14 protein-coding genes and 3 pseudogenes are annotated in these 16,611 nt (G+C 65.4%); 5 read left to right on the top strand and 12 right to left on the bottom strand.

Annotation, left to right across the window (positions count from 1 at the left end; all coding sequences use genetic code 11):
* Positions 1–600 (top strand): DinB/UmuC family translesion DNA polymerase (locus tag IE134_RS33615; protein WP_444545695.1); only part of this gene is annotated, 600 nt, incomplete at its 5' end.
* A 470-nt stretch (positions 601–1,070) separates the two neighbouring features.
* On the opposite strand, the pseudogene IE134_RS34390 reads toward IE134_RS33615, so the two are convergent.
* A pseudogene (locus IE134_RS34390) lies at positions 1,071–1,154 on the bottom strand (ATPase); the annotation flags it as partial.
* Between the two features lie 506 nt (positions 1,155–1,660).
* Here IE134_RS34390 and IE134_RS33605 point away from each other — a divergent pair.
* Entirely contained in the window at positions 1,661–4,915 is a 3,255-nt protein-coding gene (locus IE134_RS33605) for an AfsR/SARP family transcriptional regulator (protein WP_229823845.1), read from the top strand.
* Between the two features lie 259 nt (positions 4,916–5,174).
* Here the strand turns inward: IE134_RS33605 and IE134_RS33600 are convergent, their stop codons facing one another.
* From IE134_RS33600 to IE134_RS33560, 9 genes and pseudogenes are all read right to left on the bottom strand, one after another.
* Positions 5,175–6,389: a hypothetical protein gene (locus IE134_RS33600; protein ID WP_189432768.1), complete on the bottom strand. Its 1,215-nt coding sequence runs from the start codon at positions 6,387–6,389 to the stop codon at positions 5,175–5,177.
* Positions 6,386–7,492 (bottom strand): HesA/MoeB/ThiF family protein, encoded by a 1,107-nt coding sequence (locus IE134_RS33595; protein ID WP_189432766.1) that lies wholly within the window; start codon positions 7,490–7,492, stop codon positions 6,386–6,388. The genes IE134_RS33600 and IE134_RS33595 overlap by 4 nt, the downstream gene beginning before the upstream one ends.
* Before the next feature lie 63 nt (positions 7,493–7,555).
* A complete protein-coding gene (locus IE134_RS34495; RefSeq protein WP_268248892.1) occupies positions 7,556–7,687 on the bottom strand; it encodes a hypothetical protein in 132 nt (43 codons plus the stop codon).
* A gap of 64 nt (positions 7,688–7,751) precedes the next feature.
* Positions 7,752–8,534, bottom strand: a complete 783-nt coding sequence (locus IE134_RS33590) for an AfsR/SARP family transcriptional regulator (protein ID WP_189432764.1) — start codon at positions 8,532–8,534, stop codon at positions 7,752–7,754.
* 170 nt (positions 8,535–8,704) lie between these two features.
* Positions 8,705–9,160, bottom strand: a complete 456-nt coding sequence (locus IE134_RS33585) for a S26 family signal peptidase (RefSeq protein WP_229823843.1) — start codon at positions 9,158–9,160, stop codon at positions 8,705–8,707.
* The gene (locus IE134_RS33580; RefSeq protein WP_229823841.1) at positions 9,157–11,016 is read right to left on the bottom strand and encodes an ABC transporter ATP-binding protein; all 1,860 of its coding nucleotides are present in this window, start codon (positions 11,014–11,016) and stop codon (positions 9,157–9,159) included. Before IE134_RS33580 ends, IE134_RS33585 begins: the two co-directional genes overlap by 4 nt.
* Positions 11,017–11,042: 26 nt before the next feature.
* On the bottom strand, positions 11,043–11,615 hold the full coding sequence (locus IE134_RS33575; RefSeq protein ID WP_189432760.1) for a hypothetical protein: 573 nt from the start codon (positions 11,613–11,615) through the stop codon (positions 11,043–11,045).
* Positions 11,616–11,642: 27 nt separating this feature from the next.
* Complete coding sequence (locus tag IE134_RS34385) at positions 11,643–12,137, bottom strand: MauE/DoxX family redox-associated membrane protein (RefSeq protein WP_229823846.1); 495 nt, start codon at positions 12,135–12,137, stop codon at positions 11,643–11,645.
* A gap of 653 nt (positions 12,138–12,790) precedes the next feature.
* Positions 12,791–13,533, bottom strand: a pseudogene (locus tag IE134_RS33560) (transposase family protein); the annotation flags it as partial.
* A gap of 301 nt (positions 13,534–13,834) precedes the next feature.
* On the opposite strand from IE134_RS33560, the gene IE134_RS33555 reads away from it, so the two are divergent.
* Positions 13,835–14,101 carry a hypothetical protein gene (locus IE134_RS33555; RefSeq protein WP_030809033.1) on the top strand — a complete coding sequence of 89 codons (267 nt, stop codon included), beginning with the start codon at positions 13,835–13,837 and terminating at the stop codon, positions 14,099–14,101.
* A gap of 420 nt (positions 14,102–14,521) precedes the next feature.
* On the opposite strand, the pseudogene IE134_RS34375 reads toward IE134_RS33555, so the two are convergent.
* Positions 14,522–14,628: pseudogene (locus IE134_RS34375) on the bottom strand (IS5/IS1182 family transposase); the annotation flags it as partial.
* A gap of 125 nt (positions 14,629–14,753) precedes the next feature.
* On the opposite strand from IE134_RS34375, the gene IE134_RS33550 reads away from it, so the two are divergent.
* The gene (locus IE134_RS33550) at positions 14,754–15,191 is read left to right on the top strand and encodes a DinB/UmuC family translesion DNA polymerase (protein WP_229823839.1); all 438 of its coding nucleotides are present in this window, start codon (positions 14,754–14,756) and stop codon (positions 15,189–15,191) included.
* 33 nt (positions 15,192–15,224) lie between these two features.
* Here the strand turns inward: IE134_RS33550 and IE134_RS33545 are convergent, their stop codons facing one another.
* Entirely contained in the window at positions 15,225–16,145 is a 921-nt protein-coding gene (locus tag IE134_RS33545) for a DNA-3-methyladenine glycosylase family protein (protein WP_189432753.1), read from the bottom strand.
* Positions 16,146–16,312: 167 nt separating this feature from the next.
* Here IE134_RS33545 and IE134_RS34370 point away from each other — a divergent pair.
* A partial coding sequence (locus tag IE134_RS34370; protein ID WP_308432655.1) for a Ku protein occupies positions 16,313–16,611 on the top strand: 299 nt, incomplete at its 3' end.

Here is a 16,611-nt window from a genome sequence, read left to right as displayed (position 1 = left end):
ACGCTCGCCCGCTACGGCATCACCTCGGTCGGCGACATCGCCGACACCCAGCTCCCCACCCTCCAGCGCATCCTCGGAACCACCGCCGCCCGCCTGGCCCACGACCGCGCCCGCGGTATCGACGAACGCCCCGTCATCCCCGGCGCCGCGCCCAGGACGATGAGCGCGATCCGCCGCTTCGACCGCGACGAGCTCGACCCCGACCAGCACCACCGGGCGGTCCTCGGCCTGGTCCAGGATCTTGGCGGACGGCTGCGTACGAACGGGGAAATCGCCCAGGCCCTCACGCTCACCGTCACCTACGCCGACGGCACCCAGACCACCCGCACCCGAACCCTCGCCGAACCCACCGCGCACACCCCCGCGTTGGCCGCCGCCGCCCGCGCCCTCCTCACCTGCTTCGGCCTCCAGCGCGCCCGCGTCCGTGCACTCGTCGTACGAGCCGAACGCCTCCGTCCCGCCGAGGACACCGTCCGCCAACTCACCTTCGACGCCCGCGACGACAAACTCCACCGGCTGGAGACGGCCCTCGACAAAGCCGCGACCCGCTACGGCCCCGGCATCACCGGAGCCGCATCGACCTTTCCCCGGGCCGGGTAAACCGTCGCCGTCTGGGGAAAGTAGGACGCGGGGATCGTGAGAACGCCGTAGCCGTATCCGCCGTGAAGGCTGACGGCTGACGGCTGACGGCTGACGGCTGACGGCTTCCACGGTGCGCCTGCCGGGCTCGTACGCCTGCACCAACACGGTCTCGGGGTAGTGGGATGTGGCCCTGCCCGAGCACGTCGTGTAGATCTGTCGGGCCTCGAAACGGTGCATGACCCCTCCCGGGCGACCGGCTGTTGAACAGGTCCCGCCGACGGTAGCGTCCGCCCGCCTCAGTCCGTCTCCCCGGCGGCCAGCGGGTCACTTCAGGTTTACGCACGCCTTTGCGGTCAGGCCCCGGAACTCCACGCACACCTTCGGGTTCTTCGGGTACTTCGGGTCGGTGTGCCCGTCCCGGCCCCAGGACGTCTCCACGAAGCTGCCACCCACCCCGTGCAGGCTCGCGTACTGTCCGAGGACGATCCGGAGGGTTCCTCGGCTCGGGCTCGGGTGCTGGCCATGCGGTAGGAGTCGGTGCCGGTCTCGATGATGGTGCCGTTGAACGTGTCCAAGCAGCCGGCGGAGGTGCGGATCGAGCGGGACGAACTCGTCGTCGTTGAGCGAGTCCTTGAAAGGGTGAGCGAGCAGCTCGCCGACGAACGCGCCTCGGCTAGGCCTATGCCCGGGTAGGTGGGTGTGCAGGCGGTGATGCCGATCCCGCACCGCACGGCGGGCGTGGAGGAGGCGACGCTCCCGCCGGACTATCAGCTCATCCTCGCCGCCGTGCGACAGGCCGCCGGACCGGTCATAGCCCGCGAGGTCGGGGAGGTAGTGGGGGTAGACGTAACCGTGAAAGCCCAGCTGGAACCGCTCCGCAGCAAGCTGGTCAGACTCGTCGATCGCGGCTGGCTGCGAAAACTGCCCGACGGCCGACCCGCCTGTGACCAGCAACACGGCCACTCGGAGTGGCTCGGCACGGGCGTAACCGGGGGGCCATCAACGGCCGCTGGAATGTGTGACGAATACCAAAGAGCTTGCCGAGGACGCCTGTCCGATTCCCGTTACCATCGTCCGTATGGCTGTCCCCGCTCTCCGTATCCGGCTTCTGGGCCCGCTGGACGTCGAAATCGGAGGCCAGGCCGTCGCGCTCACGGGCAGACAGCGCGGGCTGCTGGCAGCGCTACTGCTGGACGTGAATCGGGTGGTCCCGGCGGCGCGCTGCGCCGACCGTCTATGGGGAGAAGGAGCGCCGGCCACCTCCGCCGCCCGAATAAGGGCACTGGTCACGGAGTTGCGCCGCGCCCTGCCCGTGGAGGGACGCCGACTGATCGTCACCCGCAGCCCCGGGTATTCGATCCTCCTCCAGGACGAAGAACTAGATGCAGCGGAATTCACCCGCTTGCTCGACGAGGCCAGCCAATCCGAGCGGCACGGCCGATTCCCACAGGCGATCGACCTGTACGGCAAGGCCCTGGCCCTGTGGCGGGGCGAGCCCTTCGCCGATCTGGAAGGAGTGGACGCGGGGACGGAAGCGCGCAGGCTCGGGGAGGCGAGGGCCCAGGCGATCGTCAGCCGTGCCGCATGCAGGCTGGCCTGCGGGCGCGAGGACGAGGCCATCGTCGATCTGGTGGGGTTCACCGCGGAGCAACCCCTGCGTGAACGGCCCCGGAGCCAGCTCATGCTGGCCCTCTACCGCTCCGGCCGCCTCGCCGACGCTCTGGACGTGTACGAGGACTACCGGACCGTGCTTGCCGAGGAACTCGGTGTTGAGCCTTCCGACGAACTCCGCAGCCTCCGCCGCAGCATGGTCGGGGGACATCGGAGTCCGGCCGCAGGCGCGAACGCGCCCGGCCCTGCAGGGCCGCCGCACCCCCAGGTGCCCCGCCAGCTTCCTGCCCACACCTCCAGATTCACCGGTCGCCGCGAAGAACTGCGGCGCCTCGACGGGATGTGCGCGGACGAAGGGCGGACCGTCCTCGTGGTGGGCGCGGCCGGAGTCGGCAAGACGACCTTGATCCTGCACTGGGCCGACCGGGCCGCCGCTCGTTTTCCGGACGGTCAGCTGTACCTGGACATGAGGGGCTTCGACCGTTCGGAGCCGATGCCCGTCACCGAGGCTCTGCCCATATTGCTCCAGGGCCTGGGCTGGCCCGCCCGGGACATACCGGTCGACCAGGCGGCTCAGATCGCTCTCTACCGATCGATGCTGTCCAGCCGACGCACCTTGCTGGTGTTCGACAACGTCGCGGACGTGAGGCAGGTACGGGATCTCCTGCCCGGCGGTTCCCACTGCCTGTCGGTCGTCACGAGCCGGGACCGGATGCAAGGGCTGGTGGCGCTGGAGGGCGCCCGGCGGCTCACCCTGTGCGTCCTCGACCGCGAAGACGCGCTGGCCTTGCTCCGGCAAGGGCTGGGCGGAGACATGGTGCGGAGGGAGCCCGAAGCAGCCGCCGAGCTGGTCGAGTTGTGCGACCGTCTGCCGCTCGCCCTGTCCATCGCCACGGCCTGGATCGCAGACCAGGAACACCGGACCATCGGACAGTACATAGCGCGGCTCATCCGTCAGGGGCGCCTTGCCCAGCTGAAGGTGGAAGGTGATGAACAGGCCGCGGTACGGGCAGCGCTGGACCTCTCCTACAAGGCGCTGTCCGCCGAGGCCCGGCGCGCGTTCCGCCTGCTCGGCCTGGTACCTCACGCGGGCGTGTGCGTGACCGCGGCCGCCGCGCAGATCGACTCGGACCCCGACACGACCGACGACCTTCTGTCCGCCATAGCCCGCGTGCACCTGATGAGGGAGTCAGGGTCCCAGCGTTTCTCCTGGCACGACCTGGTGAGGGAGCATGCGGCGGAGCGTACTGCCGCGGAGGATCCCTCCGGCGAGCGGGTGGCCGCTGTTCGTCGCCTTCTGGACCATTACTTCCACACCATCGTCCACCTCGCGGACATATGCGGGTACCAGCCTCCCAGCATCCCGTACGAGGTGAGCACGGCCCTCAACGCGGCGCCGAGCACCTTCGACGGTCCGGAGGACGGACTGGCCTGGTTCGACGCGGAGTGGCAGAACATTCTTCTGGCCATCGCCCATGCGGCGGAGCACGGTCCGCCGGGCTATGCGCCACTCATGGTGGACGCCCTCCAGGATCTCTTCCAGCACCACCGGCCCTATACGGAATGGCTGCGCGCTTCCACGGTCGCACTGGCGGCGGCCCAGCGCCAGTCCGACCTGGTCGGTCAGGCAGCCATGCACCTTTCCCAGGGGCTGGTGCTCTGCCGCATGGCGGACCTCAAGGCGTCGTTGGCGCAGAACGAGTCGGGGCTGAGGCTCGCGCGGCAGGCGGGCTGGCGCGCCGGGGAGGCCACGGCCCTTCAGGGGTGCGGAGTGGCGCTTAAACAGCTGGGCGACGCGGAACAGGCCCTGCTCATGTACCGTCAGGCGGGCGAGATCAACCGCGAACTGGGCCTTTTGCGTGGCGAAGCCCGGTGCCTCAACAACCAGGCATCCGCGTACCTGACGCTGGCGCGTCTCGACCGGGCGGAGGAGTGCCTGCTGGCCAACCTGCCGTTGACGCGAAGCGCCGGGGACCTGCATCTGCGCATGCTGACCCTGGTCAACCTCGGCCTGGTCCATCAGCAGCAGGCTCGCTTTCCGCAGGCCGTGCGCGTGCTCACGGAGGCTCTGGAGGAGGCTCGGACCCATGGACTCCTCTATGCGCAGGCGGTGACTCACGAGACCCTGGGGTGGGTTCACAACGACGCCGGACGCCACACGACGGCCGTCGTCGCTTTCGAGGAAGCCCTGGGCATCGCGGAGAGGGTGGAGAATCAGACCTGCCAGGTCGATTCCCTGACCGGATTGGCCAGTGCTGAACTCCGGCTCGGTCGGACCGATGCGGCCCTGGAGCATCTCCGGGAGGCTACTTGCATCGGAGAGGGTTCCGAGGTGAGCCTGGTCGGGGTCCGGATGGGGCTTGCGCGGATCCATCTGCGACTTGGCCGGTTCGACGACGCCCGGCTGGAGGCACAGCGCTCGCTGGAAGAGGCCCGTACAGGCAGTCGGCTGGACCTGTCCCGGCTGCACGGGCTGCTCGGTGCGATCCACCTTGCCGCGAAAGACCGGGACGCTTGTCTCCGTTCCTGCGACGAAGCACTGGAGCACGCCCGTACGTCGGGCCAGAGGCTCGAACTCGCCCGTACGCTGACCACTCTGGGCCGGGCCCACGCCGTCGGCGGCGACCAGCGGGCAGCGCGGGCGGAGTGGCAGCGGGCGCACACCGTCTTCGCCGAACTGGAGGTTCCGGAGGCGGCGGAGACTCTGCGTCTGCTCGGATGAGTGCTGGGGTAGGCCGGCGAGACGCCTGGATCGGCACGGTCGACGGAGTGCTCCCCGCCGATGCGGGGGGTGCGCTGATACAGAAGGGCGGTTCGGTGATCCTGATGGCTCACCCTGAGGTGCTGCGGGATCTGGTTGACGAGTACAAGGCCCTCGCGACGGTGGGGGGTCGCCGCTGGCGGAGCGGGTGGGCACGGCAGCGGAGCACCGGGGTTTGGAGTCGGCACTGATCTCATCCATGAAAACCGGTGCATCGGACTCACATCGAAGCTGAGTCACGCGCCGGGCGTACTGTTCGCCATATCTTTCTTACCTTCGCGCTGTGCTGCCGCCACCACAAACGGACCCACAGTACCTGGAGAGCCACCACCACGATGACGGTTGTGAGGGCGTCGAGTTGGGCCAGACGACCGGGGTCGTGCTGAAGCACCGTGGCCGACCGGGCGATGAGTACCCAGGTGACTTCCCGGAGGAGCTGAATTGCCACTGTGATACACACAGTTGTTCCGACAACCATGATCACAGTGAAGATGCGTATCGCTCTGCGCTCCGATCCGCGGAGCTGGGCCAATGGGCTGTCAGGTGATCGGCGCATCAGACGGGCTGCCAGATAGCGCAGGTATGCGACGGAATCGCTGTAAAGATTGCGGCAGCCGGTGAGGTCCTGGATAACGAAGTAGAGGTCGGTGCGCATGAAGACCAGGCACTGACCCACGAATGAGTAGAGAACCGTCAGGACGATGACGGCCAGGAGTGGGCTTTCACAACCTGCGGCTGTGGCCAACAGGCAGCCACCCGCGACGGCCGCGTCGAGAGCAGTCCCGGACAGGTATACCGTCAAACGTTCACGGCGGCTGCTGAGCCAGATCCCCGACACCTCGGTCTGGGCCACGAGGAACTGCATGCGTGTCCCCAGCCGTATCCGGCCCGGGACGCCGACGGCCCGCGCCGTCAACAGGTGGGCCATCTCGTGGAAAAGGATCAGGCACCAGGCCACAAGGGACTGCGTGACCAGGGTGAACGTTCCGTATTCGGTCCATAGCAGGTCACCCCAACCGGGCAGGATCTGAGGCGTCACCGCTGCCGCCCCGAGACCTGCGACTGCGACCGAAAGAATGACGGTATGCAGAGCGGGGTGGACTGCCCACCGGGTGTGACGAGGCTGCAGTGTCGAGAGGGTCACCTTGGCAGGCTTCCGAGGGAAGGCCTGAGGGCCGATCGAGGAAACCAGACCTGAGGCGGCGAGACCCTCCACGAAGACACGGACGTCGATGTCGCTTCCCGTGGCATCGTGCAGCGCACGGCGAGTCTGGGCGATTGTGTGGCCCTCCAGCAGGAGCTTCATGGCGGCCATGCCCACGTCAGGTACAGCCAGCACCTGTCCGGTATCCAAGCATCCGACGATCCATTCATCACCGTCTTTGCGGGATCGGACAGTATGGAAAGTCACGTGCACTGCGTCGTCCTCGGTCATGGATTCGCCGACCGCCGGCCGCCTTGCCGATGCGGATGGCACAACTCGCAGGAAGGGCGAGCCGGGTGCTGTACGAGCACATGCTGATCAGGAGAGATCAGATTCAGTCCTCGTACGTAGCCGGGGGCCAGTCTGCCGATGCCGGTGATCAATGAGATCACCTCGTACGCGACCAATTGCCCAGCGATCCCTGCTAGCGGCGCCAAGACACCCCTTCCGTTCAGATGAAGTTGTGCTCCTGGTTTGAGTTTCTCCTCCTCACCTGCGGCAATGCACTCATAACACGGCCCGGTGGGGGCGTATACCCCCACGGCGACCATGGGCCCGTTGTATCCAGCGGACACCCAAGGAACGCCTTGGGCAGCACATACTCGATTGGTCAGACTGGCGATGAAACCCTGGCGCGGCTCGTCTGCGCACAGGGCGAAGACATCGAAGCCGGCAACGAGATCCGTGAGTTCGGACTCCGTGTCCACCATGCGTTTCTCATATGTGAAAGACCCGGACGAGTTGACTGCCGAGAGCCGTTCGACGGCGACCTCGGCTTTTGATCTCCCGACATCTGATTCCGCGTACAGGACCTGTCTCGTCAGATTGGATTCCTCGATCGAATCGGGATCTATGCAGTGCAGTGAGCCGACCCCCGCAGCTGCGAGTGACCAGGCGGCATGGCTTCCGACACCCCCGAGACCGAGAACCAGAACCTTGGCTCTCTTCAGGCTGAGCTGTGAATCCCATGGATCGACCCGTGCCCGCAAATCGACGCGCCGGAAGAAGGCATGGTTTCGGCTGTATCTTTCGATCTCATGTGGGCTCAGCCCCGTGGGGTCTGCTGCGGCGGAGTCCTCGATGTAACCGGACTTGAGGAGTGTCGTGATTACTTTACGGGCACCTGGTCTACCCAAGGGTGTGTGCCGCGATACCAGCTCGTCTTCGATACGGGAAACCGAAGTCTCTCCGTCCATCAAGGTGAGTGCATCCCAGACCCAGCCGTGTGAGTCGACGATCTCTGCTGCGGTCCCGTACAGTTCGCCACCGATTCGAATCGTTCCGTCATCAAATCGATAGGGTTCGTGCTCTTCCTTTACCTGCGGAAATCTCATCGTGAACCTCACATTCCTGGGGTGGCAGAGAAATATTCTCTCTGCCACCCTGGATCGTCCGGATTATCCGTCCTGGTGTTTGTTCTGGATCGTTTCGATCTTGTCGAGGAGGCGGATCTCGATCAGGTGGGTCTCCGGTTCGTCCGAACCTCCGGTCGGGCTGACCGAATGCGCAGTGAGTTCTTGCTCGTCCATTGTTGCCCTTCTGTTATGGTGGAGAATTTTCGCCTGGCGGCGAAAATTGTCCAGTGACTGATGCTCAATGTGCCACTGGAAGTCCTTGGGTGTGGTTCAGTCCGGGGTCTCTTCTCAGTATCTGGGAATACAGGTTCTGCAACGTGGTCCCAGGTTCGTCACCGAGTTTTCGAACCAGTCGTGAACGGATATGAGTGAAACATGACAGCGCTTCGTCCTGTCGCCCGCTGCGATACAGCGAGAGCATGAGAAATCCCGCGACTCTTTCGTCCTCCGGGTGGTCTGCAGAAAGCTGGTAGAGGTCGGGAAGGTATTCCTCGTGTAGCCCGCCCCTCAAGCCAGCCTCGGCTCTGCCGACCATCACCGCACGATGCTCACGCTGAATGCTTATGCGTGTTGCTTCTGCCCAGTCCGTGTTGAGGTCGGAAAGTGGTTCACCTCGCCACAGGGCCAGAGCATCATCGAACAGGCGCAGTGCCATGGTGTTGTCGCCCTGGTGGGCAGCGCATTTCGCGAGCCGGGACAGGTCCCGGAATCGGTGAAGATCGACTGAGTCCTTTTCGACGTCCAGGAGATAACCCCCGCGGCGTCGAACGAGGGTGAGGTTTCGCGGGTGACTTCCATCGCCATCCAGTGCCCGCCTCAACCGGGCGGCGTAGGTGTAGAGCGCTTGCCGCGGATGCTGGGGGATATCGGTCGCCCACTGTCGTTCGATCATGACCTCGTCCGGGACGAAGCCGCCGGGGCGCCAGGCCAGAGAAGCGAGGAAACGCCTGACACTGGTATGGAGCGAGACTTTGCCGGCAGACGTGTGCATTTCGACGCAACCGAGGAGGCGGACATCCATGTGGTACCTACCGTTCGTGAGGTGGTGGCGTCCACAATCTGGCAGTCGGTCCGCATGGATGGTGCATGGATCGTGCATGGCCGAGAACCCGACGGGCGGAAGCAGGCCGTGCCTGAGCGCGGTGCACAATCGAACAACCGCGAAGCACGTCCGATCCTTTGGTTCTTCCCTCAGAAACGTCTCCAGACGGTTCCGAGGACACGCTCCGAGGAGAAGAACCCCAACTGTCGGGAGTCGAGACTGACCGCTGGGTTGTCGCCGAGGAGGATCAGTTTCCCCGGAGGGACTATTCCGCCTGCCGGAACGTGATCGCCAGGAACACCTGCGACGCGCTTGATAAGCCATTGAGGGCTTGCTGCGCCCGAAAGCAGGATTTCGAACTCCGCAGCCTGCCCACCCCGAAAATCATTGCTACGTTCAGGCCTTTCCACGACAATGATCTGTCCGCGTCCGGGCCTTCCTCCTCGCCGTACCAATACGCGGTCGCCGGGCTTGTACGTAGGCAACATGCTCAGCCCTTGGATCGTCACGACCACCAGGCGGCCCCGCGCCAGCTTGTACGCAACCATGCCCAGTGCCGCTGCCGCGGAAAATGCCCCGGCCAGGGCCCATTCAAGACTGGTCATCGGGCCACCTGCTCCAGCGAAACAGCATCGCCTTCCTCCTGATAACCAGATGCTTGGAGGGTGAACAGTCGGGCATAATCGCCCTCGTGTGCCATCAATGCCGTATGGGTGCCCTGTTCGAGAATTTTTCCCTCGGAGAGCACGACGATATGATCCGCGTCCCGGATCGAGCCGAGCCTGTGCGAGATCAGCAAGGTGGTCAGCCCGCTGCGGTGTCGACGGAGCGACGAGTTGATCTCGTGCTCGGCTTCCGCGTCCAGATTGGATGCCGGCTCGTCGAGTATCACGAAATCACGTCGCCCGCGCAGGAATGCTCGGGCAATTGCCAGACGCTGAGCCTGTCCGCCAGAGAGCACGACTCCGGTCTCCGTGCTTTCTTTGTCCGCCTCCATGAAGAAGATCCTCGTAAGGAGGGTCTCGTATCCCATCGGCAGGGATGTGATCACATCATGAATCCCTGCATGCCGTGCCGCTTCCTCGATTCGAGGGAGATCATCGATCGCCTCCAGATCCCCTAGTGCGATGTTCTCCCGCGCCGTCATGTCATAGTGCATATGGTCCTGGAAGACCGCCCCCACGCGCTCCCTCAGCCGCCCCGCATCGACGTCCCGTACATCGATTCCGTCCCACAGGACAGCGCCGCGCGTCGGATCGTAGAACCGGCACAGCAGCTTGACCAGAGTCGACTTCCCGGCACCATTGAGTCCCACGATCGCCAACGACTGGCCTTGAGGGATCATAAGGTTCACTCCGCGAAGGATCCATGGGTGATCATCGGAGTACCGGAACCACACGTCCCGTAGCTCGATCCCGTGACGAAGCGGTGGAAGTTCCTCGGGGGCGGGAACTACGGGAAGATCTGAACGTGACGTTGTCACAGCGAGAAAGTGCTCGAACAGCGACAACGCCTGATGAACCCGCGCGGCGTCGGTCGCCGCCTGGCCGAGTGCTCCCTGGATTCCTGTGACAGCCGCAATGAAGATCGCGATGTCGCCGACGGATAGATTTCCGGTCGATACCGATTTGACAGCCCACAGCAGGCCGATCCCCGACAGGGTTGCCGACAGCAGTGTCAGCACTGACTGAACAGACGCCTGACGCTGGTCAACACGCCGCTTGGCTGCATTGCCAACCCGCCGTTCCTTCTGCATGCGGCTGAGTAGAAAATCACCCAGCCCGAACAGGCGGACCTCCTTCGCCGCCTCCTCCCTGGACAGGAGTTGATCGTAGAATATTTCTCGTCGCTCCGTGGGCCCAATCTGCCACAGCATATTCGCCCGACGCCTGGACAAGGAAATCTCGGCCACCAGTACCGGAACGCCGAAGGCCAGCACGAAGCAGGCCATGATCGGCGCCAGGAAAAAGAGGGACCCGAGGAATCCCGTGACCGTGATGATCGCTCGTACCGTTCCCAGACCCCCGTCAAGAACTTGGTAGGGTCCGTCCCTTCCGGAACTCTTCGCCAGCCGCATCTTGTCCAAGTAATGCGGATTCTCGAACGGGGCCAGTCCGATGAACCGGTTCACCGCGGCGAACAGACCTTCCTGAGAGATCAGACCGATCTCCCTGTCCAGTTCCGTTCGGAGGAAGTTGGTGACAACCGGCATGAGGCCCTGCACCAGACTCGCGGCGGCGAGCATGGCCCCGAGCGTGACGACCTGATGCAGTGACGCGTCATCGACCAGGCTATCCACGATCAGTTTCGTGAGCCACCCGATGGCGACCGGTAGAGACCCGCTTGCCAGGGCCAGAACGGCGTAGGTGAGCACCCGCAGCGGTGATGCGCGGAAGGCGAGACGAAGCGCGGCAGTAGCCGTGCGACGAAGGCTGATCTTGGGGGCATCGCTCCGGTCCACGATCACTCCTCTCGGATCCTCTCTCGTCAGGAGACCGCGACGGTCGAGAGAGGGTTTTCGCTCCCTGCCAGGCGTGCGGAACTTTGCGCGGAATAGGACACGGTTCCGGAGCCGGAAATGACGGAGTACGTCGGCCAGGTCGTCACTTCCATCTCCTCGATGACGTTCCTCAGCGAGTCACCTGCCTGAACAACATGACTGAGGTCCCCGAGCTCGTCCGCATACTGCGCGACCCCCTCCTCGTCCCCGATGACCAGGGAGAAGACCCTGTCGCGTCCGAGGCCGGCGGATTCCAGGAACCTCTTGTACTCGGGGAGCTGCTGTTTGCAGCCGCTGCATCCCACGGCCTGGAAGGTGAGGATCCACTGCGCGCCGTCCGCCGCGGGGAACTCCACGTGCTCGCCACGGATATCCGTCATCCCACCGATTTGGGGCACCGCTGTTCCGAGGGGAATCCCTGATGGCCGCCGTCCCGCGCCCAGTCCACCCTCCTCGGTCAAAGGATCAAGGAGTCTTTTTACTCTCAGCGCAACGGCCAAGGACAGCGCGCACCCCGCAGAGGCGACGAGCAGGGCCAGCACAGAAAACAGGTCCGCCATAGTGGAATTCCTTTGCACTCGACGTCGTCATTTGAAGAACGACACGATTTCGTCCAGGTAGAGCAAGAGGGCGCCGACTATTACTGCGGGGCCGAGGGAGAAGTAGTACGCGAAAGCTGGCGTGCCCCCCACGTCAGTGGCCAGGAGCACACCTGCTCCGGAAATTACGCCCAACAGGATGTTGCGGGTCACGTGTACACCGGAGATAGGCCCCCCACCGTCCCCCACGCACCCGCAGGATGTGCCCCTTCGCGTCCTGAGCATGGCCACCAAATACGAAGTGAAGCCGACCAGCAGGAGAATTGAGAGGGAGAACCCGATCCATGCCGGGCGAATTATCATCAAGGCAAACGCCGTGCCGAGCTCAGTCGCTACGATACTGACAGCCAAGAAGTCCGCAAAAGGGCGTACACCTGGAAGGGTGGAAATCAAGTGGGCCCGGAAGACGGAGAATTCACGCAACTTCAGAACGGCCGACAAAAGGTATACCGTTGTCATCAATATCTGACAAAATGTGACCATGGTGCTCAATTGGATCTCTGCCCCTGTACTCGTCGCACCGAGGTCGGTGCGTGCGCCGCTTGGCGCTGGCCAAGAGCTGTTCCGATGACAAGCGCTCATACCTGGCCGGGATGATTCAGGCCCTGGTAACCACTGCCGGAAAGGCGGCGGCCGTCGCCGGCTGTGGTTACCAGGGTGCAGTCCGATCGTCCCGTATTCCGCAACCGGGGAAAGCCCTGCTCTGCCGGAGAGTTGGACGTCTCGTATCGCGGCCTTCTACGCCAGGATCTTCGCCGAAGAACCCCTGGCATGGCAGAAAATGGGGATCAGCCGATGTTCACGCAATTGGCAGTGCAGTTGGCGTAGAAGCAGCACTTCCGCGTGACCGTACCTGTCCACCAGGTCTCGCAGTACTCCGGGCAGCCGGCCGCGGCCTCGGTTTTGGGAAGCAGCCTTTCGGCCACCTTCATCACGAGATTGGTAATCGCCTTGGACATCTTAATTCCTTTCGTAGTCGTATGCCGGATTCGGCATCCCCCTGCGCCGTTCTTTCTGCGCCCCTTCAGGGTTCCGCAGCAACCTTTCAGAGATCTTTCACGAGCGCAGAGTGCGATATATGAACTCTGTCCGGCTTGTATGACTCGATGGTGTGACGGTGGGACATCACCGCCGGTCAGGTGAAGGACGAGGACGGCCTTCACCACGTCGGTGATGCGGTTGGTGCTGCAGCGGAGCTTCCGCAGGAGCCGCCAGCCCTTGAGGGTGGCCATGGCGTGCTCGCCGAGGCAGCGGATCTTGGCGTGGGTGGTGTTGTGACGGCGCTTCCATCGCTTGAGACGGCGGCCCCGAAACGGGACTCGGACGGTTCCGCCGGCACCTTGATACGCCTTGTCAGCCCAGCATTTGAGTCCTGCTTCAGCGAGGGCTTCGATGATCCCGTGCTGTCGCGCGGCGGTGAGGTCGTGAGTGGAGCCAGGCAACGCGGGCGAAGCCCAGAGCAGTCGGCCGAACGGGTCGGTGAGGACCTGGACGTTCATGCCGTGGCGTTTTGTTTCCCGGAGTAGTACGGGGTGTCGGCGGCAATCCGGTCGATCGGCAGCAGGGTGCCGTCGAGGATGACGAACGCCTTCGCCCGGATCGCTTTCATCGCCTCGGCCAGGGACGGGGCGAGGGTGGCCAGGATGTCGACGGCCTCGCGTATGTAGCGGAAGGCGGTCGCGATCCCGATACCGAAACCGGCCGCGAGCTGTGCGTAGGTGTCACCGCACCGCAGGTGGGCCAGGGCCAGCAGACCCTGTCGCGCTGCGGGAAGCCGCCGCCACCGCGTGCCGATCTCCCTCCGCCTGGCTGTCAGTTGCCCGGTCAGGAACCGTAGGGTGCGGGTGGACATATCGATCGACGACGGGTAGACAAGCACACGAAGCTCCTGGCGAATACGGGTGATCTTGGTCGTGAACCCGTCTACCAGGAGCTTCCTTCATGCTCACCGCTGGGCTGCCGACCCAGCCTCCCGGCAGGTTGGACGAGGTGCACGGAATCGATGGTGCTCAACGCTGACCACCCACGGCCTGGCCACTCAGCTACCAGCGGGGCCAGATGAGCTGCCGAGCTGCCAGTGAGCAATGGAGGCGCCAAACGGAACGATCAGTCATATCCCTCATTCGCAGAGCATGTCCACCCGCTATCACGCACCAACTCGTTGGTGCGATCATCACCACATGAAGATCGATTTGCGTCGCATCAGTGCGGTGGTTGTTCTGCTCGTCGGCATGTCCCTGGCCGTGTGGGCCATCATCGGACCGCCCCAGGACTGGACGGGCAGCATGTGGTGGGCTCGTGCGGGACTGTGTGCGGGAGGTCTTGGACTGGTACTCCTCAGCGCGCAGCTGATGTTCCCGATCAACCGCAAGAAGGACAGGGACGCCGACCGGGACCCAACGTCCGCATGGGGATCCCTGGCCGGGCCGCTGGACGACCTCTTCTGAAGGACCAGGGCGAGAGTGGGCGACGTACGAGTCTTCACGCGTACCGCATACGGCCCTGAACACGGCAAACGCGAAGGAAGATGGTGCTGGTCAGAGCCCGTGGTTGGCGGCGTGGGAAACCCAGACTGACCGTAGCGCGGGTTCACGGCACTCCCGCCGCAGACGACATCAAGTGCTGGGCCGACAAGGCATATCAGGGCGCGGGTCCCGCTGTCCGTGTCCCGATCCGGGGCAAGAACCTGCGCGGCTGGCGTCGTCGTCGCAATCGCGATCACGCCAAGATCCGCAGCTCAGAGAACGCGCCATGGCAATCCTCAAGTCCTGGCGGCTCCTGCGGAAGCTCCGCTGCAGCACCACGCGGATCACCGCCGTCGTCCGGGCCGTCGCCGCCCTCGAACTCACCACCTGATCAAGATGGAAAAGGCTCACTGTGAGAGGTGTGCCCTCCGGTCGACGACGACGTGGTGTTTGCTTCCGGGGCGGCCCCTGTCGACCGGCGATGGTCCGGTGTGAGATCCCCCTTTCAGACCGGCTCAGATCCCCAGGCGACTCTCCCCAACGCGTCCTCGGGACCACCGCAGCGCGCCTGGCCCACGACCGCGCCCTTGGCATCGACGAGCGCCCCGTCGTCCCCGGCGCCGCGCCCAGAACGATGAGCGCGAGCCGCCGATTCGACCGCGACGAGCTCAACCCAGACCAGCATCACCGCGCAGTTCTCGGCCTGGTCCAGGCCCTCGGCGGACGGTTGCGTACGAGCGGGGAGGTCGCCCAGGCGCTCACGCTCACCGTCACCTACGCCGACCGCACCCAGACCACCCGCACCCGCAGCCTCACCGAACCCACCGCGCACACTCCCGCGTTGGCCGCCGCCCGCGCCATCCTTACCGGCTTCGGCCTCCAGCGCGCCCGCGTACGAACCCTCGCCGTACGAGCCGAACGCCTCCACCCCGCCGAGGACACCGTGCACCAGGTCACCTTCGACGCCCACGACGACAAACTCCGCCGGCTCGAAACCGCGCTCGACAAAGCCGCGACCCGCTACGGCCCCGGCATCACCGGAGCCGCATCGACCTTCCCCCGGGCCGGGTAGAGGCCCCGCACGACCAGGGGCACACGGTCGGGGCTACAGGTGCGCGATGCGGCTGTGCGGTGCCCGGTGCGCGCGTCGGTTGGGCAGCCGGCCGCCGAGGAGGATGAGGCGGGCGGCGCGGTGACGCTGTCCGGCGTACGGCTCCAGGAGCTGGAGCATCTGCTCGTCGGTGCCGCCGCGAGCGCCGGTGAGGGCGTAGCTGATCTGGACGGGCAGGTGAAGGTCGCCGAGGGTGAGGGCGTCGGGGGCACCAAGAGCGCGTTGCAGCGTCTCGGCAGCGGTCCACGGGCCGATACCGGGGATGGACTGGAGCCGGGCCATCGCCTCCGGCAGCTCCATGGACGCGGCTCCTTCCATGCGCGGGGTGTAGGAGCAGGCGCGCAGGATCGCGGCCGCTCTGGAGCGGTCGACTCCAGCCCGGTGCCATTCCCAGCTCGGCACCATCCGCCAGGTAGCCGCCGACGGCGGGATCCGCATCCCCTGCGGAGCCGGGCCCGGGGGTTGCTCGCCGTATCGGGTCAGCAGGCGCCGCCAGGCGTAGTGGGCGCTGCCGGTGGTGATCCGCTGCTCAAGCACGCTCGGCACGAGGGACTCCATCACCAGCCCGGTCCGTGCCAGCCGCAAGCCGCTGTGCCTGCGGTGCGCTACAGCCACCACCCGGTGCCGGGGCCGGAACGCGTCCGGCTCGTCATCGGCGCCGAGTAGCGCCGGTAGCTGCTCAAGGGCCCAGTCGCCGCCCGGGCCCCACGTCGTTCCGGAGATCAGCCGCCCGGCGACCGCGTCCGGGCGGTCGCTGATCAGAAGGGTGACCGGGCCGTCGGGAGTGCGGGAGCATCGCCACCAGGTCCCGTCGGGCTCCTGCCGGCAGGCCGGGTCCCCGCGGCCGCGCCGCAGCACCCGCAGGGTGCGGGCGAGGTCGTAGGGCGCGGGCGGAGCCCAGGTACGGCTGCGCATGGCTCCCAGCGTACGAGCGGCCGCTCATGCAGGGCGAAGGTGCGGGCCGCCCGTCCCGGCGTGAGGATCGTAGGTGCGGGCGGCAGCCCGGCGCGTCCAGTATCCCGACGGGTCCGCGTCCGGTTCGCAGCCTGGTCCGACACCGATGTGGGGGTCTGGAGGTAGGCATGCCAAGGCCGCTGTGGGCCGGGGCGATCAGCTTCGGGCTGGTCACGATCCCCGTGAAGATCGTGTCCGCGACCGAGGACCGCGACGTCCACTTCCACCGGGTGCACCTAACCGACATGGGGCGGGTCCGGACGCGGAAGGTCTGCGAGCTCGACGGCGAGGTCGTGTCCCAGGACGAGATCGGCAGGGGCTACGAGATCGCGAAGGACGAGACGGTCCCGGTGACGGACGAGGAGCTGGAGCAGATGCCGCTGCCGACGGCGAAGGTGATCGAGATCGCCGCGTTCGTCGACGCCGA

It is taken from the genome of Streptomyces rubiginosohelvolus (assembly GCF_014649875.1).
Classification (GTDB): domain Bacteria; phylum Actinomycetota; class Actinomycetes; order Streptomycetales; family Streptomycetaceae; genus Streptomyces; species Streptomyces rubiginosohelvolus.
Note: the sequence above shows the minus strand (reverse complement) of the source record. Positions and strands in the feature narration are given on the sequence as shown.

Excerpts from the sequence above, each read along its gene's own strand:
- IE134_RS33575 (WP_189432760.1), bottom strand. The coding sequence starts at position 11,615 with ATGGCGGACCTGTTTTCTGTGCTGGCCCTGCTCGTCGCCTCTGCGGGG.
- IE134_RS33585 (WP_229823843.1), bottom strand. The coding sequence starts at position 9,160 with ATGACCAGTCTTGAATGGGCCCTGGCCGGGGCATTTTCCGCGGCAGCG.
- IE134_RS33550 (WP_229823839.1), top strand. The coding sequence starts at position 14,754 with ATGAGCGCGAGCCGCCGATTCGACCGCGACGAGCTCAACCCAGACCAG.
- IE134_RS34385 (WP_229823846.1), bottom strand. The coding sequence starts at position 12,137 with ATGGTCACATTTTGTCAGATATTGATGACAACGGTATACCTTTTGTCG.
- IE134_RS33545 (WP_189432753.1), bottom strand. The coding sequence starts at position 16,145 with ATGCGCAGCCGTACCTGGGCTCCGCCCGCGCCCTACGACCTCGCCCGC.
- IE134_RS34495 (WP_268248892.1), bottom strand. The coding sequence starts at position 7,687 with ATGGACGAGCAAGAACTCACTGCGCATTCGGTCAGCCCGACCGGAGGT.
- IE134_RS33600 (WP_189432768.1), bottom strand. The coding sequence starts at position 6,389 with ATGACCGAGGACGACGCAGTGCACGTGACTTTCCATACTGTCCGATCC.
- IE134_RS33595 (WP_189432766.1), bottom strand. The coding sequence starts at position 7,492 with ATGAGATTTCCGCAGGTAAAGGAAGAGCACGAACCCTATCGATTTGAT.
- IE134_RS33605 (WP_229823845.1), top strand. The coding sequence starts at position 1,661 with ATGGCTGTCCCCGCTCTCCGTATCCGGCTTCTGGGCCCGCTGGACGTC.
- IE134_RS33590 (WP_189432764.1), bottom strand. The coding sequence starts at position 8,534 with ATGGATGTCCGCCTCCTCGGTTGCGTCGAAATGCACACGTCTGCCGGC.
- IE134_RS33555 (WP_030809033.1), top strand. The coding sequence starts at position 13,835 with ATGAAGATCGATTTGCGTCGCATCAGTGCGGTGGTTGTTCTGCTCGTC.